The sequence below is a fragment of the Gilliamella sp. BG3 genome, assembly GCF_046635605.1.
Classification (GTDB): domain Bacteria; phylum Pseudomonadota; class Gammaproteobacteria; order Enterobacterales; family Orbaceae; genus Gilliamella; species Gilliamella bombi.
In genome coordinates this window covers 114,464-138,342 of sequence record NZ_JBIDFE010000002.1, presented here as the reverse complement: position 1 = coordinate 138,342, position 23,879 = coordinate 114,464, and the positions used below count along the sequence as shown (strand labels likewise).

Sequence of the window (23,879 nt, the reverse complement as noted above, 5' to 3'; positions counted from 1 at the left end):
AATTAGCTTTGAATTATAACACAAGCAAGAAGAATATTCTTATTCTCTTTACCTACATGAACTTACAACAAAATGTAAAAGAAATAAAAATTCTTGATGTAAAAAACCAACCAGAGTACATTTAAAGTTAGCACAATTAATCTAAAAAAGTGCAAAACTATTTACGACGTAGTCCCTCTGTAGTTGCTACTTTTATAACGATTTTCATCAACTCTTCATCACTGGTATTAGCTAAGCCAAATTCAGCCAGCATGGTTGATAAACCGACAGATTCGCAGAAATTATATACAGTTTCAATCATATCTGAATTACTATCGATTAACATTACCAATGTACCTATCGCTACTGTTTCTCCAGCCAATAATCATGCGTTGTTTCTGATACAGTAAAGCCATTATGAATGGCATGAGCAACAGGCATCCGCCACATTTAAAGCTTCTAAAATATAAGAATAAAATTTGAACATACACTAAACATATCGTCTTCAATCAAGGAGAAAATATATTTGTTGATATAAATATAAAACAAGCTTTAACATTCAATTTACCAAATAGAATGTTAGAAAAATGAGGAATACGCTACATTTTTACTTAATAAAAATGGACTATTATTGACAACACATTAACAAGAGATGAATAAATTCCCACCATTTTTAGTGATGGGAAAATAATTAAAATTATATTTTTTTAAATAGGACCGAACCATTGGTTCCGCCAAAACCAAAAGAGTTACAAAGTGCATATTCTAAATTTTTAACCTGACGCGCTGTATGAGGAACATAATCAAGATCACATCCCTCATCAGGATTATCAAGATTAATTGTCGGCGGAACAGCTTGATCACGTAATGCTAGGACAGTGAAAATTGACTCAACTGCACCAGCTGCACCCAATAAATGCCCTATCATAGATTTAGTTGAACTCACCATCACTTTGCTAGCATTTTCTTTAAAAATACTTTTTACCGCTTGGGTTTCAGCCTTATCACCAGCGGGGGTCGATGTACCATGAGCATTAATATAACCAACCTGATCTGGAGCAATACCTGCATCACGAAGTGCACATTTCATTGCTAAGGCCGCACCACTACCATCGGCTGGTGGTGAAGTCATATGATAAGCATCACCACTCATACCAAATCCAACTAGTTCAGCGTAAATCTTAGCTCCGCGTTTTTTGGCATGTTCATATTCTTCTAAGAACATGATTCCTGCACCATCACCCAACACAAAACCATCACGGTCTTTATCCCAAGGACGGCTTGCTGCTTTAGGATTGTCGTTATTAGTTGATAAAGCACGGGCTGCACCAAAACCACCGATACCCAATGGGGTACTCGCTTTTTCGCCACCACCCGCTAACATCGCATCTGCATCACCATAAGCAATCATGCGTGCAGCATGACCAATATTATGAACACCTGAAGAACAAGCTGTTGCAATAGTAATACTCGGTCCTTTTAATCCATAAATAATAGATAAGTGACCTGCAATCATATTAACAATTGTTGATGGTACAAAAAACGGGCTAATTTTGCGTGGTCCACCATTTACTAATGCACTGTGGTTTTCTTCAATCAACCCAAGCCCACCAATACCAGAACCTATAGCACAACCGATTCGTTCTGCGTTTTCATTCGTGATTTCAATGCCTGCATCTTGCATTGCCTGCATACCTGCAGCAATGCCATATTGGATAAAATAATCCATTTTACGTGCATCTTTGCGTGAAATATTATAATCTTCGCCATTAAAGTTTTTAACCATCGCTGCGAAGCGCGTTGCGAAAGGGGCTGTATCAAAGTGCTCTATGAGTTCAACACCACTTTGCCCAGCTAATAAAGCTTGCCAAGTGGATTCAACTGTATTACCTACAGGAGATATCATGCCCATTCCAGTAACAACAACTCTGCGTTTAGACACATTGCCCTCCAGGAAAGGATTGAAATGAAATTTGAATCATTGAAAAATTTTATTTTGAGTTTTCTAAAGATTTATACCGACTTGTTTTTAATTTAATAATTAAAGATATAAATACAAACTAGGCGATCATTTGACCGCCTATCATAAAAACTCTACTAACCTTATTGATTTGCAGTAATATAATCAATTGCAGATTGAACAGTTGTAATTTTTTCAGCTTCTTCGTCAGGAATTTCAGTATCAAATTCTTCCTCTAAAGCCATAACTAATTCAACTGTATCAAGAGAGTCAGCGCCAAGATCTTCAATGAAAGAAGATTCGTTTTTAACTTCTTCCTCTTTTACACCAAGTTGCTCAACAATAATTTTCTTAACTCGCTCTTCAATAGTGCTCATACTCTTTTTTTTCCTATAAAAATCGCCGAAAGTGGCGGTGAATGTAAGTTTATAAAATGTTGAAAAAGATGCCAATCATTTTCCAACCCAATTGCTTAGTTTTTGTTCAAAACGTTAAAATAATGGCTCATTTTACACTATTCTAACCAATTACACCATATACATGCCACCATTGACATGTAAAGTTTCACCAGTAATATAAGATGCTTCATCTGATACTAAAAATGCTACTGCATTAGCTATTTCTGTTGGTTCACCTAATCGTCCAGCAGGAACTTGTGCTAATGTTAAAGATTTTTGTTCATCGGTTAATGCATTGGTCATATCAGTTGCGATAAAACCAGGTGCAACCACGTTAACAGTAATACCTCGTGATGCAACTTCACGTGCTAATGATTTACTAAAACCAATTAATCCAGCTTTAGCTGCAGCATAGTTAGCTTGGCCGGCATTTCCCATTGTGCCTACTACTGAGCCAATGGTTACAATTCTTCCATAGCGTTTTTTCATCATTGTGCGCAATAATGCTTTAGATAAGCGAAAAACAGATGTTAAATTTGTATCCAAAATATCTTGCCATTCGTCTTCTTTCATTCGCATTAATAAATTGTCACGAGTAATACCTGCGTTATTAACCAAAATATCAATATCACCAAATTCAGCCTTAATTGCACCAATAACTGACTCAATTGATGTTTGATCTGTCACATTTAAAGCAAGACCTTTACCATTTGCTCCTAAGTAATGGCTAATAGCTTCAGCACCTTTTTCTGTTGTTGCCGTACCAATAACAGTTGCGCCACAAGCAACTAATTTTTCTGCAATTGCTTTACCAATTCCACGACTTGCTCCCGTAACTAAAGCAATTTTTCCTGATAGGTTCATAACCACCTCTTTTACCATTTTACTTTGTGTTTTCTAATGCCGTTTCTAATGATACTTTATCATTAACCACAAGACCAGAAAGTGTATCAACAATACGTTTAGTTAATCCCGTTAACACTTTCCCAGGGCCCATTTCGATTAAAAGTTTTACATCTTGTTTTGCCATATATTCAACAGTTTCAGTCCAACGTACAGGGCTGTAAAGCTGAGCAATTAATGCAGTTTTAATTTTTTCTGCAGATGTTTCAACTTTAACGTCGACATTATTGATAACAGCAAACTTTGGTGTATTAAATTCAATATCATTTAATGTAGTCGCTAATTTGTCAGCTGCTGGCTTCATTAACGCACAATGTGATGGTACGCTAACAGAAAGCGGTAATGCACGCTTAGCACCCGCATCTTTACATAGTGAGCCTGCACGTTCAACAGCTTCCTTATTACCAGCAATAACTACTTGACCAGGTGAATTAAAATTCACTGGCGCAACAATCTGCCCTTGAGCCGCTTGTTCACATGCTTTGCTAATTGATTCGTTATCTAATCCAATAATAGCGTACATTGCACCTGTGCCGCTTGGCACGGCTTCTTGCATTAATTTTCCGCGTAATTCGACTAATTTAATCGCATCTTTAAACTCAATCACGCCTGCACAAACTAAAGCAGAATATTCGCCTAAACTATGACCAGCCATAAAATCAGGTTGAGTACCATTAACACTTTGCCAGACTCTAAATATTGCAACAGATGAAGCAAGTAGTGCTGGTTGTGTCTGCCATGTTTTATTTAGTTCTTCAACTGGGCCTTTTTGTACTAAATCCCACAAATCATAACCTAACACATCAGAAGCTTCATCAAATGTTGATTTGACAATCGGAAAATTATCAGCAAGATCTTTTAACATACCGACAGCTTGAGAGCCTTGTCCTGGAAATACCATTGCAAATTTGGTCATTCTTAAATCCTTGATCATTAAAAATACTTCATAAACTAAAATCTAACTAGTGCAGATCCCCAAACAAATCCGCCACCAAAGGCTTCTAATAAAATTAGATGACCTCGTTGAATTCGTCCATCTCTTACACCAGTATCTAAAGCACAAGGCACAGAAGCAGCAGAAGTATTGCCCTGCTTATCTAATGTGACAATAACTTTATTCATATCCATATCTAAGCGTTTTGCGGTTGCAGAAATAATTCTTAAATTAGCTTGATGCGGAACTAACCAATCTAAATCTGCTTTATTGAGCGTGTTTTCAGTTAAAAGCTCGTCAACCAAATTTGATAGCTCTTTAACTGCCACTTTAAACACTTCATTGCCATGCATTGTCATATAAACAGGATCATTCATATTACGGCGATCAACATATGGATATTTTAATAAATCACCATAACGACCATCAGCATGGAGATGCGAAGCAATAATACCAGGTTCTTCTGATGCACCGACAACAACCGCTCCTGCACCATCCCCAAAAATGATAATGGTGCCTCGATCATTTGGATCAACACCACGGGTTAACATGTCAGAACCAACAACTAAAGCATTTTTAATTGCACCACTTTTAACATATTTGTCAGCAATATCAAGCGCATAAATAAACCCAGAACAAGCAGCTGACACGTCAAAAGCAACGACATCACCAATACCTAATTTAGCTTGTAATTCTGTTGCAGAACTTGGAAATGCATTGCCCGAAGTTGCTGTTGCAACAATAATCATACCTATTTCTTCTTTATCGATATTGGCCATTTCAATTGCATTTATAGCAGCTTCATAAGCCATGCTCGTTACTGTTTCATCTGGCTCTGCGATACGTCTTTCTTTAATACCAGTACGCGTTGTGATCCATTCATCACTGGTATCAACCATTTTTTCAAGATCTGCATTAGTTCTTATCTGTTTTGGAAGATAACTCCCAGTTCCTAATATCTTTGTATACATCTAATTATTCGCTCTTGGGTAGTGCGGAAGAAAGGCTCGTTGCAATCTTCTCAGGTATATTTGTTTGTATAGCCAAAATAGCTTGTTCTATTGCTGCATAAAATGATTTTTGATTGGCACTACCGTGACTTTTAATCACAATACTTCGAAGTCCAAGCAAGCAAGCGCCATTATATCGTCCGGGATCTAAATAACCAAAATTTTTTGCAATTTTCCTTTGTAGCCATTTACTCAATAATTTCAATAATAGTGAATGATGACCTAACGATAATTTAAAAGAAGACATAAAAATTTTTATTAAACCTTCTACTGTTTTTAACGTTACATTACCCACAAAACCATCACAAACAAGTACATCGGTTTTACCCGTTAAAAGTTCGTTACCTTCTAAATAACCGATATAATTAATTTTGTTATTTGATTTCAAAATAGCAGAAGCCGCACGAATTTTATCCAAACCTTTAATATCTTCTTCACCAATATTAAGTAATGCAACACGAGGATATTCAATATTAAGCACTGTTTTAGCTAAAATTTCACCCATTATCGCAAACTGAACTAACATATCACTATCACACTCAGCATTAGCTCCTAAATCCAATACTACTGTATTTTGATTGTTTAATGCTGGAACTATAGCGACGAGTGCAGGACGATCTATACCCGTCAATGAATGCAAAAGTAGTTTTGACAGCCCCATTAACGCACCAGTATTACCGGCACTTACACATGCTTGAGCTTTATTATCTTTAACTAGTTCAAGCGCAATTCTCATAGAAGATCCTTGACTATGACGAATTGCATAAGAAGGTTTCATATCATTAGCTATTACTGATGTCGATTCTATCAACATTAATCGACCTTCTTGTTGGTATTGAGTAATTAACTTTGCTTTTTCTTTAGGCAAAAAAAGATTGATTTCTGTTAGACACCCTACCAGAAAAATTGAAAGAGTTGGATAATTATTTAGTGCTTGTATTGCAGCAGGAACAACAATACGAGGACCGAAGTCCCCGCTCATAGCATCTAACGCAATGGTTAGATTATCCAAAATGTCACCTGAGGATTTCTAATTACTAAATAATTATTTAGAAATCACTTTACGACCACGATAATAACCATCAGCGGTTACGTGATGACGCAAATGTGTTTTACCTGATTCATCAACTGAGATATTAGCAACAGTTAATGCATCATGAGAACGACGCATACCACGTTTTGCACGAGTTTTACGATTCTGTTGAACAGCCATGGATTTACCCCTTATTCTTTAAACTAACTAAAATTGCAAATGGATTTGTTTTTTCATTCTCAGTAGGAATTTCACCAAATACCATATCTGCCTCTGACACTTCGCAGTGTTTACTATCATGTACCGGCGCAATTGGTAACGAGAGAATAATTTCGTCCTCAAGTAACGCTAATATATCTACTTCACCAAACTCGTTCATCAAAACGGGTTCATAATGTTCCGGTAGCGTCTCTGCTTGAGCATCGCTCTTAACAGGACTAAATTTATTCGTCACATGAACTTCAGTGACAAAAGGTTTAAAACAACGTTGACAAGTTTGTTCTAACGTTAATTTTGCATCAATATTGATAATGCAGAGTTTTTGTTCATCATAATAAAAAGACAAACTACACTCAATATCACTTTTTGGGCTATCAACCCTATTTACCGCTTGAAGTGGATAATATCCAATATAATCAAGTCGTTTTTGTGCCGATTTAATCGGATCAATAGTAAATGGTAATTTATTTTGCATAAGATATGCATACTACCTTAAAAAAATTTTTTTAGTGTAGTTAAAAACTACACAATGCCATAAGGCGCGCATATTACCTTTAAATCAAGGTTTCGTCAATGGGATCACACAATATAATTTGTTTTAGTTGTTGATTATTACTTTAATATTCATTTTGTTAATGATTATTTTTTTCTTGCAAAGTTTTTTCAGAAAACACCCATATTTCAGTATAAAAGTTGTCATTTTGGTCTTTTCATTTATTATGATAATCGACACAAACTATCTTTCATAATCGCTCGAAAATCATCAAAAGTTCTGCTATCTAATAAACGTTTGGTAGACTTTTCTTTGACAAAGTTTACAAACAAATTATATATTCGCATAGCATCTTCATATTCATCTTTGCTAATTGCTAATAAAAAAATAACATGCGCAACTTCATTTTTATCCCAAACAATACCTTGTGGTGCTAAAATAGTCGTAACTACAGTTTTTTTTGCCAACAATCCAACTGAATGAGGAATAGCAATATTTTCACCTAATAATGTAGAGACTATTTCTTCCCGCTCAACAAGTGATGGATAAAAATCACCACCAACATATCCTGATTGTTCAAGCCTTACACAAATACTTTTAAAAATTTCTTTTTGTGTCATTGGCTTATCAATAATAATAAAGAACTTTTCATCAAAAAAACGTTCAATAATATAAGGCATTTTTCGGTCAACCATTGCCAATCGCCCTAATTGTTCAAGCTGATAAGCTGTCGGAAATGGTGCTATTTTGACAATTTGTTTGTCTTTTTCGGTTAAGCGAACAGTTGATACAACAAAATCCTCTTCTATTTGTGTTAATTGCTCATACTCTCGATAGGAAAGTGTACGATTAATTTGGATATGCGGAAAATCTCTCTTAATTTTTGATTCAACCATACGCAAAGTTGAGTTACTGAGCTCACTAACTAATAGAATTTGTGCAAATCTTTCATGCCCTGCACTATAATTTCGCTCCAATGCTACACCAATATGTAAGGCTAAATAACTTATTTCATCCTCTGTCATTTTTGATTCAGTGTATTTTTCTGTATTAGTTAACGCAGAAAGCGTAATATCATAAGCAAATGGATAATATTGTTTAATTTCATGCAATAAAGGATTGGTTGTTCTTATTTGATATTTTATCCTAGATAACATTGATGACGTATGAATCAGCATATCTTGGCGTAATTTAGTATCATCCCATAAATTATAGTGATATGTATCATTAATATAAGATAATATATGCTCAACTAACGCCAAACTTTTTGCTTGATTTGGGGATTCTGTTATTATTCGAGAAATAATTTGTACACACAGATAATTAAATTCCGCATCACAAAGTACACTGCCTAAAAAATATGAAAACTCTTCTGAAATTTCACGTGCAGCACTAATAACTGTTGTATTAATTTGATCAACTTGATATTCAAGCAGCTCATAACCTTGAGTAATACGAGTAATAGATACAGCGCAACTGTAAAGCAAATATCCCTGTCCTTCAGCATTTAACTTTAGTTCAAAACGTTCAAGTTGGTTTTGTAAAATCTTTTCAAGATAATCTAAATCAATATCATTTAATATTGTCTGACGAAGCCTGTTTACGTTTATAGTATCTTCTGCCATATGACGTTGCCACAATATATCAGTTAAACATGCTCGAATTGATGACTCCTCTCCAACTAAGTACATCCCATAATAAGGACGATTTTCAAGAGATAAATTGTACTTATCTAAATATTGTTTAACCTCGATAACATCATTTTGTAAAGTACTGCGACTTAAAAACCACTCATCAGCTATATCATCCAATTTCACAGAAATGGACTGTGTTAAAAAAGCAATCAATAAAGCCGAAACCCTTTCTTTACTAGTTCTTGGTACTTGCTCAATTGCTTGAGTAATAGGCAATTGAGCATAACTGACTGGATCGGTTACTACAAGTTGATATCCTACATTTTTAGTATAATCAACTTGAGCACCATAACTACGTAAAACATCGTTAAGTGCTGAAACATCAGTACGAATTGTGCGAGTAGATACTGAAAAGCGATTAGCTAACTCTTGCTGAGGTAGTGTCTCTTTTTTTATAGTATCAAATAAATACGCTAATCGCTGATAAGAGAAAAGCACTTTAGATGACATCATTTATCCTACTAGTTTTTGTGTGATAGCTAAAAGTTGTTTGACATCATTGGTTCGCGTTGCACCAGTCGCTTTGTCAATAATAGAACTATAGATGTGTGGAATAATTTTTTTTACACCTGCATCTAAGGCAATTTTTAAAATTGCTTCATAATTATCTAAATCAATTCCACCTGTCGGCTCAAGATAGAAATCGTACTCAGCACAACACTTAGCCACATACTCAAATTCATCTTTATGTTTTAGACCTCCCATAGGAAAATATTTTATTGAACTGCCGCCCATATCTTTCAGTAAAGCGATAGCTGTTTCCACTGGAATAACTCCTGCTGGCGAATTTGAGCTTAAAGGTCCAGTTGCAATATTAACTAAACCAACTTTACCTGTCGGCGAAACTAAACCATTAATGATTGTTTGTTTTTGTCCTAACAATGCTCGGCTAGTCGCAACACCCGTGAAAACTTGGTTAATATGCTGTGGTTGAAGTACCGCTGAAATTTCAGACACCATAGTTGACTGATTTGGATCACCTGCACCAAGCCCCACAGAAATAGCATTATCGATAGCTGCAGCGTATTTTTGCATATCCTCAATCGCCGATTCATTATCTGAATAGTTTTTAGATAAGATACCAACAACTACATGACTTTGTGCCGCTTCATAAATCTCTTTTGCATTATCGATTGAATTTGCTAAAACATTTAAACAAACACGATCATTATAATAATTTGGAGTCAGTTGCATTATTTTGCTCCTTGAATAATATTTTTGATTTTGTTGTAAATAATATCGAGTTGGGCTGATGTTACACTACGCACATCGGCATCAACTTTACCTTCATTGGCTTTATATTCTCTGAAATACACTGCTATTTCGCCTTTTTTCATCAGGTCAACTATCTCAATTGCAGATTTACCTATTACACTTGCATCAAACGTTATTTCTGCACGCGCAATATCACGTCCTGCGCCATCCCAAACGACTCTGGCTGATACTCCATCAAGTGTATTTAGGCTTTCAATAAATGGCGTCATTTTAGTCACCATTTGCTGTCCTGTTTCAGTCTTTTTATCAGTAATATAAAGTTCAATAGCTTTTGTTAATCCTAAAATACCTTCTTTTCCTACTTTCATTGGTCGGCCAATACCTTGTGATTGTAGTTTTAACCATTCCACCGCCTGATGACGACCAATAACCAAACCACTAGTTGGCCCTTCGATTGCTTTAGCACCACTATAAACAACCAAATCTGCGCCTTGCTGATAATAAGTTTGTAAATCTTCTTCTGCCGCTGCATCAACAATTAATGGGACATTATGTTTTTTTGCAATTGCTGCTGTTTGTGCAACCGACAACATACTTTTTTGTACACAATGATGTGACTTAATATATAAAATTGCGGCAGTATCTGGATTAATTAGTGATTCAATATGCTCAGGCTTACACTCGTTGGCATAACCAGCTTCAACAATAATCCCTCCACCTAAAGAAACCATTGTGCCAATTGGTGCACCAAAATTAACATTATGACCTTTAGGAACAATGATTTCACGGGGGACATATTTGTCAGATGAATGTAAATTAAATAATAAATCGCGATCATCCTTAATAATTAATCCAGCAACAGCTTGGGCAATACCAGCAGAAGCACATGATACTACCACCGAATTTTCAACATTAAGCAATTTAGCAATATATTGGCCTGTTTTATCAACCAAATCTTTAATTTCAAAATATTCATTTAGCCCATGGGATACAGTATCGACCACTTCAGGCCTTGGCGTTGAAACACCTAAAATTGTCATTCGTCCTGATGCATTAATTACCTTTTTTAGGTTATATTTACTGTAAACATCTTTTTCAGTTTGAGATTCTGAGCTCATTTTTACTACCTTCTTCTGTTATTTCAATTCGTATCAAATGGTTTTTCTCATCAGCAACAATAGAGGCTAGAGGAACAAATTGCTCATCACTTTGTCTAACTTCACCTTCTGAATCTAATAATGAAACTGTTTGCTGTCTAATATCAAAAATAGTCAAATCTGCATCATAACCAACCGATAAAACACCTTTATTTTTAAGTTGCAAAACTTGTGCCACATTTTTCGTCACACTATCAATGATTCTTTTTCGACTATAACCAAGACAGATAAACTTTGTCATCACATTAGCCAGGCTAAAAACTGGTCCCTGTAAACGATTTTTAGAATAAATATCAGAGCTAATAGTATTAGGATAAATATCTAAGCATTTAGCTCGTTCTGCTACTGAAAAACTAAAACTTTCACCACCATGACCGACATCCAATATCACACCACGTTCAATTGCTCGTTTAATTGAACCACGCAGTTTATTTTGTTTATCAAAGATTTGATTGGGTTTACCATTAAAACAATGTGTAATAATGTCACCTTTTGTTAACAAATCAGCAATTTCATCAAGCTCTGGAGGATTATTGCCAACATGGATCATTAAAGGTAAACCACTCTTTCTTTGCATTTCTTTAGCTTTAATTAAGGGTAAAATGCCATTTTCACCTACTACACTACGGCTCATTCGCACTTTGATCCCAATAATAAAATCGGGATACTTAGCTAATGCCTCATCAAATAAGGGTACATCAATATCTTGTATATCGGCGAGTTCACTTTGCCTTAATAACCCGATTTTAGAAATATTTAAAAAAGAGTAAACATGTGTACTTGCTTGCTGAGCTAATTGATAAAACTCATCTACATCGATAGCTCCAATGCTACCAGCATCAACAACCGCAGTAACACCAGCTTTAACGCCGATCAAATCAGGCTCATCATGATAAATAGGTGAATGAGCAAAACAATGGGTGTGTGAATCAATCCATCCGGCACTGATATAGTGCTTATTTTGTAGATCTAAGACACGCTCAGATTGGTCTGTAATAGAACTAGCAATCGCAACAATCTTTCCATGATGAATAGCAATATCTGTTACTGATTCATCAATTTGTTTGGCATTTTTTATAATTAAATCATACATAATTTATTCCGAATCCCCTCTTTGCAATTTAATAAATTACAGAGGGGAATAACTAATATTATAAAATTGGAAATATACCACCAAAAATCATAGCACCTAAAATAGCTCCACCTGTGATTGGTTTTTTCCATACATAAAAAAGTAGCGCCCCCAATAATGAACCGGTACCAATAGGAATTGAAGCAACCATCGCAGATAAAATAATCATAGGACCAAGAAATCGTCCTGATGCATTACCTGCCCCCATCATGACATCAGCACCAAAAGTCGAACCACCACCACTATTGACAGTGAATTTACGGATAATAATAATAATTAAGCCTATAAGCACACCTAATATCAATCCAGTTGCTAACGCTGCAAAAAAATTTTCAATAGGTAAAGTATAGCCGCCAGCTAGCAGTAACGCAGGTACACCAAGCCCAATACCTGTTTGCAATGCACCACCGATATCTAAAATGCCGACCAAGGAACCCTCAATAACACGAGCAAATAAAAAACTAGCACCAAAAGCCGCAACAGCGCCATAATCGCCAGTGGTCATTCCTGATTTGAGCATAGCAACAAATGCAATTTCATTAAATGCACCAATACCGTACACATAGAATGTATGCGTTCCAGCAAAAATACCGGCAGATAATAGCCCACAAATAATAGGGAAAGACCAATCGGCATACCAAAAACTTTTATTGACCATTGTTTGTGTATTCATAATGTGTCCCTATATTATTTAAACCAATAAGATAAACCATCTCTAAACGAGTTAATCATCTTCAAATCAAAACCACGGAAATATCCACTCATAACAAATAAAATAATGACAGCAACTAACATAATTTTCATCACACGGTTCCAGCCACTATCATCTACACCTTTGCCAATCAATATACCCAACACCAACCCTGGTACTGCATTGCCCATAATTAACTGTGCAAGCCCACCAAATAACGTTCCCCAAAATCCACTACGACGCCCTGCATCTAGAGCGGCTAACCAGAAAATAACAGGCATAACCGTTGCAACTAACAAGTTAGCGGCAGGAACAAGAACCTTCGTTGCAGTAATTTTTAGCGAATCAGGAATAACTGAAGTGGTTGTATTTAAAAATAACACCACAATCATCCCAATAAATGCACAAGCAAATGCCATTTTTTTAGGATCATGTAAGGTTTCTGCAAGATTACGATTTTTTATCATCAATAAAGCTCCACCCCAGTTAGGGATGATGCGATGATCAACGTCTTGAGTAAAAGAACCAGCAGCAACCGATGAAGCCCACGCATTAAAAAAAAACCCTAAACCAAATGAAAAGTGCGCTGCAGGATCACCTTCACAAGAATTAAGTTCACCTAATGTCCGAAACGCACCCATCCCTTGATAAGTTGGCGCATGAAACATTCGAGCAGCTCCCGCACCGACCCCAAAACCACAAAGTCCGCCGATAATAATAGACTTGAATGCAATAATTAAAATTTCCATAACTTCCCTTTTACGTTATGTTATTTTGAAGTAAATTTAATATCATTTAAATCAATAAAAATTACGTTAACAGATACATCAAGCGTGATTTCATAAAATGTCTTTTTCCTTGGCAAAAAGATAAACAAAAAACGTTCTGTTGTTATCTTTTCTATTGCTGATACAACTTGAATATCAATTGGTTCTATTCGCAACATAATATTATTAATGTTTTTGAGTACTTCTTTCTGAACCTGACTTAAAGCTATAGCAAAAGCTCGCTGCTTAGAATCACCATGACCTTTTACTCTAACAAGTTTCTGTTCTGTTTTTTTCATTCTTATTTACCGTTTATGAACGTGGATATTTTTTTAGAAATGCTTTTGCTACACGTTGTCCTAATTCTTCCGTGTCCATGAAACCAAAACCAAGAACTTTACAGCCGTCATTAATAGCTGTTTCACCTTCCTCAATTGATCGCATACCATGGCGTTGTGAATAGCCATATTTATTTTGTGCAGTAATAGCACCAGCTCCACCACTACCACAAAATGAAAGGCCCAAATCGGCATTTTCTTTATTCATTACATCACCTAATTTCATATCTGCTGCCATACCTGGAATGACGATTGCACGACAACCTTCTACTGAGTTAATTCCCTCCGCAATTTTTTGCCCTTTTCCCATTCTATCGCCGATAACAATGACTACTTCTGCCATAATATTTCTCCTATTAATTATTGTTTTTTACTTGTCTAGTAATCGTTTAATTTGCTTTAGCTACTTCATAATGAACTGCCAATAAATATGCTTCTTCTATCGGTAAATTATCAAATAAGTTTATTGTTTTTCTTGCCAGTTCTAAAGATTCTTCTGAAAGTTCATCAAATAACCCAGGGTCGACTTCAGGTAATGTTTCTAATGTTTTGGCCCTTTCAACCATAGCTTTTACATGTGAAAATAACATCGCTTTTTGAACATCATTTTGTATGATTTGATGCTGTACTAACCAACTATTGATGATCGTAATGGTTTGTTCAATAACTAACTCTGGTTCTAAATTATCCTCGATCATTCGAAATTTTATTGGGTTCATAGCTAATACATATCTCTTATTGTTTTTTGAATTGGATAGAATAAGCGTAAATCAATCAAGGCTTAATGTGGATAGAGAATTTTTCCGTCTGCAAGAGGAAATTTATTATAAAGTTTGCTAAATACAGCAATAAGCAAGAATTGTTACTCTTGATACAACTATTTATTGATTAAATCTATGTTCAATTTTGTGATTTAGATCATAAAACCCGACCTTCACAAATACATTTAAAAATACAATTTCTATAATTTGATTAATTAGATAATACTGTCATTTATACATTGAGGATAATATTCAAACATTGTAAAAAATAGGTAAAAATTAAAAAATTAGTTTATTTTTCCAAAAATGCTCAGGTTTGCTATTGATTTTATTTGATTTTTTAATGTTTAAAAAATTAATCTTTTTATACTTAGCTATTTATATTATGAAGACTATGAGCAAATTGTGCAAAATTAACTTAAGCTTTAAAATCCACTTTAGACATCCACTCTGTAGAAAACAGCGCATAGCTTTCTTCTATTTTCTCTTGTGAAAGGTAAAGACGATTCATTACAACATACATGCCTATACTTTTTATATTTATGACTTTTAGTCATCATATAAAAAAATAGCACGCTATGCGTGCTATTTATGAATCAAATCTATAATGAGACTATTGATTTTCTTCAGCTGAATTTAGTAACTCAGCTAAATTAGCTGTAGCTTCTTCAGCTGAAATTGTTGTTTGAATCTCATCAGTCGATGGCATTGCTCGTTTACGTAAACGTTCCTTATGGTAAGCATAACCTGTACCAGCTGGAATTAATCGACCAACAATTACGTTTTCTTTTAAGCCACGTAATTCGTCATTTTTACCAGCTACCGCTGCCTCTGTTAAGACGCGAGTCGTTTCTTGGAACGAAGCTGCAGAAATAAACGATTCAGTCGTTAATGATGCTTTGGTAATACCAAGTAGATCGTGTAAATAAACAATCGGTTCTTTACCTTGAGCCTCAAGTTCACGGTTGATAATCTTCAAGCGTGAAACTTCAAGTTGTTCGCCTTCAAGCAAGCGAGAGCCACCAGGATGGATAACTGTTGCTTTACGTAACATTTGGCGCACAATAACTTCAATGTGTTTATCGTTAATTTTTACACCTTGTAGACGATAAACTTCTTGAACCTCGTTTACAATATAACGTGTTACAGCATTAACACCACGTAGACGTAAAATGTCATGAGCCGATTCAGGTCCATCAGAAATTACATCTCCACGACCAACTTGTTCACCTTCAAATACGTTAAGTTGACGCCATTTTGGAATCATTTCCTCATATGGTTCACTACCATCTAACGGAGTGATAATTAAACGACGTTTACCTTTCGTTTCTTTACCAAATGAAATGATACCATCAATTTCAGCTAAAATAGCAGGCTCTTTTGGTTTACGAGCTTCAAATAGGTCAGCAACACGTGGTAAACCACCGGTGATATCTTTGGTACCAACAGATGCTTGTGGAATACGAGCAAGTGTGTCACCAATATTGATTTCTGCACCATCCTCTAACTGTACTAACGCTTTACCTGGTAAAAAGTATTGTGCAAGCATTTCTGTACCAGTAAGATAAATATCTTTACCTTCAGCATCAACAATTTTAATTGCTGGACGTAAATCTTTACCCACCCCAGTTCGTTCAGCTACGTCTAATATCACAATAGATGATAAACCAGTTAACTCATCAGTTTGGCGAGTAATAGTTTGTCCATCAACCATATCAACAAAACGAACAAAACCTTTTGCTTCTGAAATAACTGGCATTGTATGCGGATCCCAGTTAGCAACGGTTTCACCCGCATCAACTGTTACACCATCACCTTTACTTAAAATCGAACCATAAGGAACTTTATAGGTTTCTTTCATTCGACCTAATTCATCAATAATCGTTAATTCTGCATTACGCGAAGTAATAACTAATTTCTTATCTGGGTTAGTTACAAATTTAGCATTAGTTAATTTAATACTACCTTTGTTTTTAACTTGCACACTTGATTCAGCAGCAGCACGCGACGCCGCACCACCGATATGGAACGTACGCATGGTTAACTGAGTACCTGGTTCACCAATTGACTGCGCAGCAATAACGCCGATGGCTTCACCTTTATTAACCAAATGACCTCGAGCCAAATCTCGTCCATAACATTTTGCACAAACACCAAAATCAGTATCACACGAAACGACTGAACGTACTTTAACGCTATCTACCGATTCAGCTTCAAGTAAGTCACATTTACTTTCATCAAGTAAAGTATTACGTGGAATTAAGATATCTGCACTACCAGGTTTTAATACATCTTCAGCTGTGACTCGACCTAATACACGCTCACGAAGTGGTTCTTTAACATCACCACCTTCAATAACTGGTGTCATGACCACACCTTCTAAGGTGCCACAGTCGTCTTCGATTACCACTAGATCTTGTGCAACGTCAACTAAACGTCGAGTTAAATAACCTGAGTTTGCTGTTTTTAATGCAGTATCGGCAAGACCTTTACGCGCACCATGAGTAGAAATAAAGTATTGAAGTACGTTTAATCCTTCACGGAAATTCGCTGTGATAGGTGTTTCGATAATCGAACCATCTGGTTTTGCCATCAAACCACGCATACCAGCAAGCTGACGAATCTGTGCAGCAGAACCACGTGCACCTGAGTCAGCCATCATGTAAATACTATTGAAAGAAGATTGAACTTCCTCTTCACCTTCACGGTTAATGACTTTTTCAGTTGATAAGTTATCCATCATGGCTTTAGCAACACGTTCATTAGCAGCTGCCCAAATATCGATAACTTTATTATAACGTTCACCAGCAGTTACTAAGCCTGATTGGAATTGCTCTTGAATTTCAGCAACTTCAATTTCAGCTTCATTGATGATTTGTGATTTCTTAGCTGGAATCTCCATATCATCAATACCAACAGATACCCCTGAACGTGCTGCATAAGCAAATCCAGTGTACATAATTTGGTCGGCTAAAATTACCGTATCTTTCATACCTAATTGGCGATAACAAATATTTAAAATCTTAGAAATCGCTTTTTTACCAAGAGGTTGATTAATAACAGAGAAGTTCATTCCTTTTGGCATAATTAACCATAAAATTGCACGACCGACAGTTGTATCAACAATCGAGGTAGTATCTTCCCACTCACCTACACTATTTCGTTGGCTTTCAGTAATACGAACTTTAACTTTAGCATGTAATTCAACTAGACCTAAACGGTATAGCTTTTCAGCTTCTTTAGGACCAGTTAATACCATGCCTTCGCCTTTGGCATTAATTTTATCACGAGTCATATAGTAAAGACCTAAAACCACATCCTGAGAAGGAACGATAATAGGTTCTCCACTTGCAGGTGAAAGAATATTGTTGGTTGACATCATTAACGCACGTGCTTCTAACTGAGCTTCTAACGTTAATGGAACGTGAACCGCCATTTGGTCACCATCAAAGTCAGCATTAAATGCCGCACAAACTAGTGGGTGTAATTGAATCGCTTTACCTTCAATTAGGATAGGTTCAAATGCCTGAATACCTAATCTATGTAATGTTGGAGCACGGTTTAATAATACTGGATGTTCACGAATAACTTCATCTAAGATATCCCAAACAATTGCATCTTCACGCTCAACCATTTTCTTCGCAGCTTTAATGGTTGTTGCATAACCGCGACGTTCTAATTTCCCATAAATAAATGGTTTGAATAATTCAAGTGCCATTTTCTTTGGTAAACCACACTGATGCAAATGCAAGTATGGACCTACAGTAATTACAGAACGACCCGAATAGTCAACACGTTTACCTAACAGGTTTTGACGGAAACGACCTTGCTTACCTTTGATCATATCAGCGAGGGATTTTAATGGGCGTTTGTTAGAACCTGTAATTGCACGACCTCGGCGACCATTATCTAATAATGCGTCAACAGATTCTTGTAACATACGTTTTTCATTACGTACAATAATATCTGGTGCAGCTAAATCCAATAAACGTTTTAAACGGTTATTACGGTTAATAACTCTACGGTAAAGATCATTTAGATCTGATGTTGCAAAACGCCCACCATCTAGTGGAACCAATGGACGTAAATCTGGTGGCAACACAGGTAATACATTTAAGATCATCCATTCAGGTTTGTTTTCTGATTGAATAAATGCTTCAATAATCTTAATACGTTTAGTTAGTTTTTTACGCTTAGTTTCAGAATTAGTAGTTGCTAGCTCATCGCGTAGAGCTTCACATTCTGCTTGCACATCAATATTACGCAATAATTCTTGGATAGCTTCAGCACCCATACGAGCATCAAACTCATCACCAAACTCTTCTAACGCGTCAAGATATTGCTCTTCAGTTAAAATCTGACCTCGCTCTAAATTAGTCATGCCACCATCAAGAACCATAAATGACTCAAAATAAAGCACTCGTTCAATATCGCGAAGTGGCATATCAAGTAATAAGCCGATGCGAGAAGGTAATGATTTTAAAAACCAGATATGAGCAGTTGGAGATGCAAGTTCAATGTGCCCCATACGTTCACGACGTACTTTAGCTTGAGTTACTTCAACTCCACATTTTTCACAAATAACACCACGGTGTTTTAGACGTTTATATTTTCCACATAAACATTCATAATCTTTTACTGGTCCGAAAATACGTGCACAAAACAACCCATCACGTTCAGGTTTGAACGTACGATAATTGATTGTTTCAGGTTTTTTGACTTCACCAAAAGACCATGAACGAATCATATCAGGAGAAGCAAGGCCTATCTTGATAGCATCAAAGTCTTCAGTTTTTGTTTGTGCTTTTAGAAACTTTAATAAGTCTTTCACAATTGACTCCTATGGAGTTAAACCAATTAGATAACTTATTATTACTAATAAGTTATCCCTATAAATAGAAATCATTTAAGTTAGAGAAAATTACTCTTCATCTAACTCTATATTTATACCTAGCGAACGAATCTCTTTTAATAGTACATTAAATGATTCTGGAATCGCAGGCTCCATACGATGATCACCATCTACAATATTTTTATACATCTTAGTTCGACCGTTTACGTCATCTGATTTAACAGTTAACATTTCTTGTAAGGTATAAGCTGCACCATATGCTTCAAGTGCCCACACTTCCATCTCACCAAAACGTTGACCACCAAATTGAGCTTTACCACCCAATGGTTGTTGAGTAACCAGACTGTATGAACCAGTAGAACGAGCATGCATTTTGTCATCAACTAAGTGATTCAATTTGAGCATATACATATAACCTACAGTAACTGGACGTTCAAATTTTTCACCTGTACGACCATCATACAAAGTAATTTGACCAGAAGTTGGTAAGTCACCCAGTTCAAGTAATGCCTTAATTTCTTGCTCTTTAGCACCATCAAATACCGGTGTTGCTAATGGCATACCATTACGTAAATTTTGTGCTAAAGTCATCACTTCTTGATCAGTGAATTGTGCAACATTAACTTTTTGCGCAGCACCTAAACCAAGATCATACGCTTTTTGAATAAATTCACGTAATTTAGCTAATTCTTGCTGTTCTTTTAACATAGCATCGATCTTCTGACCAATACCTTTAGCAGCCATACCCAAATGAGTTTCTAATATCTGTCCAATATTCATACGGGACGGAACACCTAGCGGATTCAATACGATATCAACTGGACGACCTTTTTCATCATATGGCATATCTTCAATTGGATTAATTTTTGAAATAACCCCTTTGTTACCATGACGACCAGCCATCTTATCACCAGGCTGAATTTGACGTTTAACTGCCAAGTAAACTTTAACGATTTTAAGAACGCCAGGCTGTAGATCATCGCCTTGAGTAATCTTCATACGTTTAGCTTCAAGTTTTTTGTTAAACTCTGTTTTTATTTCGTCGTACTGTTCAGCCAACTGTTCTAATTGAGCTTGTTTATCTTCGTCTGCGATACCAATTGTTAGCCATTTTTGATGTGGTAAAGCATCTAATTTATCCGCTTTGATTCCACCTGAAATTAATACATCACGAATTCGAGCAAACAATGCAGCTTCTAAGATTTTAAGTTCTTCAGTTAAATCTTTTCTTGCCTGCTTGAGTTGCATCTCTTCGATTTCAATTGCACGTTTATCTTTTTCTACGCCATCACGAGTAAACACTTGAACATCAATAACAGTACCTGAAACACCATTTGGCACACGTAATGAGGTATCTTTAACGTCAGATGCCTTTTCACCAAAAATAGCACGTAGTAATTTTTCTTCTGGCGTTAATTGAGTTTCACCTTTAGGTGTCACTTTACCAACCAGAATATCGCCACCTTTTACTTCAGCACCGATGTATACAATACCTGATTCATCAAGTTTAGACAGTGCTGCTTCACCTACGTTTGGAATATCCGCAGTAATTTCTTCTGCACCTAATTTTGTATCACGAGAAATACAAGATAACTCTTGAATATGAATCGAGGTAAAACGGTCGTCTTGTACCACTTTTTCAGAAACTAAAATAGAATCCTCAAAGTTATAACCATTCCATGGCATAAATGCCACTCGCATATTTTGCCCTAGTGCCAATTCACCTAAGTCAGTAGATGGACCATCTGCAAGTACATCACCACGCTCAACTTTTTCTCCCAATTCCACACATGGAATTTGGTTAATACAAGTATTTTGGTTAGACCGTGTATATTTAGTTAAGTTATAAATATCAATACCTGTTTCACCAGCATATATTTCATCTGAATTAACATTAACCACAATACGCGATGCATCAACATATTGAACTGTACCACCACGACGAGCAACCGCTGTTACACCCGAGTCAACAGCTACTGCACGTTCCATACCAGTCCCAACAAACGGCTTTTCAGCTTTTAAGGTTGGTACTGCTTGACGTTGCATGTTCGCACCCATTAAGGCACGGTTCGCATCATCATGTTCAAGGAACGGAATTAATGAAGCACCAACTGATACGATTTGTTGAGTTGATACATCCATATAATGAATTTGTTCAGGACTATATAAACCCGATTCACCACTTAAACGACAAGTTACTAAATCTTCTTTAAAACGACCATTTTCATCAAGATTTGAGTTTGCCTGAGCAATTACAAATTCACTTTCATCAATCGCTGATAAATAGGTAATTTCATCAGTTACAATACCATCAATAACACGACGGTATGGTGTTTCTAAAAAGCCATACTCATTGGTACGAGCATAAACTGCTAATGAATTAATCAAACCAATGTTTGGACCTTCAGGCGTTTCGATTGGACAGACACGTCCATAGTGCGTTGGATGTACGTCACGCACTTCAAATCCTGCTCGTTCACGCGTTAAACCACCTGGTCCTAAAGCTGAAATACGACGTTTATGCGTAATTTCGGATAGTGGATTGTTTTGATCCATAAACTGAGATAACTGACTTGAACCAAAGAATTCACGAATCGCTGCTGAAATTGGTTTAGCATTAATCATATCTTGTGGCATTAGTGAATCAAGATCACCTAGAGATAAGCGTTCTTTCACTGCTCGTTCAACACGAACTAAACCAATACGGAATTGGTTTTCTGCCATTTCACCAACACTACGAATACGTCTATTACCTAAATGGTCGATATCATCAACTTCACCGTGACCATTACGAATAGCGATTAATTTCTTTATTACGTCAACGATATCATCTTTCGTTAAAACGCTTTCACCTTCAATGTCATCACGCCCTAATGAACGGTTAAACTTCATTCGACCAACAGCAGATAAATCATAACGTTCTTCAGAAAAGAATAAATTATCAAATAACGCTTCAGCTGCTTCTTTTGTAGGTGGCTCACCTGGACGCATCATGCGATAAATTTCAACTAATGCTCCAAGTCGGTCACGAGTTGAATCAACATTTAATGTCTCAGAAATAAATGCACCATGATCTAAATCATTAGTGAATAATGTTTCTATCTTTTTATAGCCAGCATTCGTTAATTGAAGTAATAGTTCTAGTGAAATCGGTGTATTGGCAAAAGCAATTACCTCACCTGTTTCTTCATCAACATAATTTTTAGCAAGAACTTTATTAACAATATATTCAACTGGTACATCAATTTTGCTAACTTTATCTTTTTCTAACTCACGAATGTGACGAGCTGTAATACGTCGGCCTTTTTCAGCGTAAACTTTACCTTTTGACTCAATATCAAATAGTGCTGTATCACCACGTAAACGCTCTGGAATAAGATCCATTTTTAACTTAGATTTGCTAACTTCAAAAATAGTTTTTTCAAAGAAAATATCTAAAATTTCTTCTGTTTCATAACCTAATGCACGTAAAATAATGGTTGCTGGAAGTTTACGACGACGGTCAATACGAGCAAAAAGATTATCTTTTGGATCAAATTCAAAATCAAGCCAAGAACCACGATAAGGAATAATCCGAGCATTATATAAAACTTTACCAGAAGAGTGCGTTTTACCTTTATCACTATCAAAGAACACACCTGGACTACGATGTAATTGCGATACGATTACACGCTCTGTACCGTTTATCACAAATGTACCATTGTCTGTCATTAAAGGAATTTCGCCCATATAGACGTCTTGCTCTTTAATATCTTTAACTGTTCCCTCTGGCGCATCTTTATCATAAATAACTAAACGTAATTTTACGCGCAACGGTGCTGAGTAAGTGATCCCTCTAATTTGACATTCTTTAACATCAAACACAGGTTCGCCCATCATAAAGCTCACGTACTGTAACTCAGCGTTACCACTATAACTTTTTATCGGAAATATTGAACGGAATGCAGCTTCTAAGCCATATTGTCCTTCTGGATCTTGCTCAATAAATTTCTGGAACGAATCAAGTTGAATAGAAAGAAGATACGGTATATCCAAGACTTGTGGACGCTTACCAAAATTCTTACGAATTCGTTTTTTCTCGGTATAAGAGTAAACCATTAGTTCCTCAACTTGCTTATCTGCTATTTTAGCATGATTAAATATTCATCAGGGTGTTATCGCCAACTGATACACCTGACACCTCATCGAAAATATCTATAAATATCAATTGATTAGGCTTAATAAATATACTATTTCTTTATTATTTTTTATTGATAATCTTCAAATAAAATTCTTTAACTTATTATAGCGCAAAAAGGCTGGAGGTATAAAACCCCCAGCCATTTATCGGAATATCGATAAAC

Annotated in this window: 20 protein-coding genes; all 20 read right to left on the bottom strand. The window is 36.0% G+C overall.

From position 1 onward, the window contains the following. Positions 1-157: 157 nt before the first annotated feature. The 20 genes from ACGH6S_RS01570 to rpoB all read right to left on the bottom strand — a co-directional run bounded on the left by ACGH6S_RS01570 (position 158) and on the right by rpoB (position 23,634). Positions 158-325 (bottom strand): hypothetical protein, encoded by a 168-nt coding sequence (locus ACGH6S_RS01570; RefSeq protein WP_167370036.1) that lies wholly within the window; start codon positions 323-325, stop codon positions 158-160. 351 nt (positions 326-676) lie between these two features. Beyond that, a complete protein-coding gene (gene fabF / locus ACGH6S_RS01565; protein ID WP_034910454.1) occupies positions 677-1,921 on the bottom strand; it encodes a beta-ketoacyl-ACP synthase II in 1,245 nt (414 codons plus the stop codon). 161 nt (positions 1,922-2,082) lie between these two features. Next, positions 2,083-2,316: an acyl carrier protein gene (acpP, locus tag ACGH6S_RS01560; RefSeq protein WP_034910452.1), complete on the bottom strand. Its 234-nt coding sequence runs from the start codon at positions 2,314-2,316 to the stop codon at positions 2,083-2,085. Positions 2,317-2,466: 150 nt separating this feature from the next. Continuing rightward, positions 2,467-3,201 carry a 3-oxoacyl-ACP reductase FabG gene (gene fabG / locus ACGH6S_RS01555; RefSeq protein WP_411578242.1) on the bottom strand — a complete coding sequence of 245 codons (735 nt, stop codon included), beginning with the start codon at positions 3,199-3,201 and terminating at the stop codon, positions 2,467-2,469. Positions 3,202-3,220: 19 nt separating this feature from the next. Further along, positions 3,221-4,156 carry an ACP S-malonyltransferase gene (gene fabD, locus ACGH6S_RS01550; RefSeq protein ID WP_174798867.1) on the bottom strand — a complete coding sequence of 312 codons (936 nt, stop codon included), beginning with the start codon at positions 4,154-4,156 and terminating at the stop codon, positions 3,221-3,223. A 35-nt stretch (positions 4,157-4,191) separates the two neighbouring features. Next, on the bottom strand, positions 4,192-5,145 hold the full coding sequence (locus tag ACGH6S_RS01545; RefSeq protein WP_174798866.1) for a beta-ketoacyl-ACP synthase III: 954 nt from the start codon (positions 5,143-5,145) through the stop codon (positions 4,192-4,194). 4 nt (positions 5,146-5,149) lie between these two features. Further along, positions 5,150-6,196 carry a phosphate acyltransferase PlsX gene (gene plsX / locus ACGH6S_RS01540; RefSeq protein WP_081298000.1) on the bottom strand — a complete coding sequence of 349 codons (1,047 nt, stop codon included), beginning with the start codon at positions 6,194-6,196 and terminating at the stop codon, positions 5,150-5,152. A 33-nt stretch (positions 6,197-6,229) separates the two neighbouring features. Continuing rightward, on the bottom strand, positions 6,230-6,397 hold the full coding sequence (gene rpmF / locus ACGH6S_RS01535; RefSeq protein WP_025316508.1) for a 50S ribosomal protein L32: 168 nt from the start codon (positions 6,395-6,397) through the stop codon (positions 6,230-6,232). A 4-nt stretch (positions 6,398-6,401) separates the two neighbouring features. Then, positions 6,402-6,911, bottom strand: coding sequence for a 23S rRNA accumulation protein YceD (yceD, locus tag ACGH6S_RS01530; RefSeq protein ID WP_065561382.1), 510 nt, complete (start codon positions 6,909-6,911; stop codon positions 6,402-6,404). A 242-nt stretch (positions 6,912-7,153) separates the two neighbouring features. Then, positions 7,154-9,076, bottom strand: a complete 1,923-nt coding sequence (locus ACGH6S_RS01525; RefSeq protein WP_411578241.1) for a BglG family transcription antiterminator — start codon at positions 9,074-9,076, stop codon at positions 7,154-7,156. Next, complete coding sequence (gene dagF / locus ACGH6S_RS01520) at positions 9,077-9,817, bottom strand: 2-dehydro-3-deoxy-phosphogluconate aldolase (protein ID WP_065589631.1); 741 nt, start codon at positions 9,815-9,817, stop codon at positions 9,077-9,079. Then, entirely contained in the window at positions 9,817-10,956 is a 1,140-nt protein-coding gene (locus ACGH6S_RS01515; RefSeq protein WP_411578240.1) for a DgaE family pyridoxal phosphate-dependent ammonia lyase, read from the bottom strand. The genes dagF and ACGH6S_RS01515 overlap by 1 nt, the downstream gene beginning before the upstream one ends. Then, positions 10,934-12,088: an amidohydrolase/deacetylase family metallohydrolase gene (locus ACGH6S_RS01510; protein ID WP_411578239.1), complete on the bottom strand. Its 1,155-nt coding sequence runs from the start codon at positions 12,086-12,088 to the stop codon at positions 10,934-10,936. The genes ACGH6S_RS01515 and ACGH6S_RS01510 overlap by 23 nt, the downstream gene beginning before the upstream one ends. A 58-nt stretch (positions 12,089-12,146) precedes the next feature. Then, on the bottom strand, positions 12,147-12,785 hold the full coding sequence (locus ACGH6S_RS01505) for a DUF4310 family protein (RefSeq protein WP_065589668.1): 639 nt from the start codon (positions 12,783-12,785) through the stop codon (positions 12,147-12,149). 29 nt (positions 12,786-12,814) lie between these two features. Further along, positions 12,815-13,567, bottom strand: a complete 753-nt coding sequence (locus ACGH6S_RS01500) for a DUF4311 domain-containing protein (protein ID WP_034910435.1) — start codon at positions 13,565-13,567, stop codon at positions 12,815-12,817. Between the two features lie 20 nt (positions 13,568-13,587). Continuing rightward, positions 13,588-13,884: a DUF4312 family protein gene (locus ACGH6S_RS01495; protein ID WP_174798863.1), complete on the bottom strand. Its 297-nt coding sequence runs from the start codon at positions 13,882-13,884 to the stop codon at positions 13,588-13,590. Between the two features lie 13 nt (positions 13,885-13,897). Then, complete coding sequence (locus tag ACGH6S_RS01490) at positions 13,898-14,266, bottom strand: SFCGS family glycine-rich protein (RefSeq protein ID WP_034910428.1); 369 nt, start codon at positions 14,264-14,266, stop codon at positions 13,898-13,900. A 46-nt stretch (positions 14,267-14,312) separates the two neighbouring features. Beyond that, on the bottom strand, positions 14,313-14,642 hold the full coding sequence (locus ACGH6S_RS01485; RefSeq protein ID WP_174798862.1) for a hypothetical protein: 330 nt from the start codon (positions 14,640-14,642) through the stop codon (positions 14,313-14,315). Between the two features lie 655 nt (positions 14,643-15,297). After that, on the bottom strand, positions 15,298-19,515 hold the full coding sequence (gene rpoC, locus ACGH6S_RS01480) for a DNA-directed RNA polymerase subunit beta' (protein ID WP_085163874.1): 4,218 nt from the start codon (positions 19,513-19,515) through the stop codon (positions 15,298-15,300). Between the two features lie 90 nt (positions 19,516-19,605). Next, a complete protein-coding gene (gene rpoB / locus ACGH6S_RS01475; RefSeq protein WP_411578238.1) occupies positions 19,606-23,634 on the bottom strand; it encodes a DNA-directed RNA polymerase subunit beta in 4,029 nt (1,342 codons plus the stop codon). Positions 23,635-23,879 lie beyond the last annotated feature (245 nt).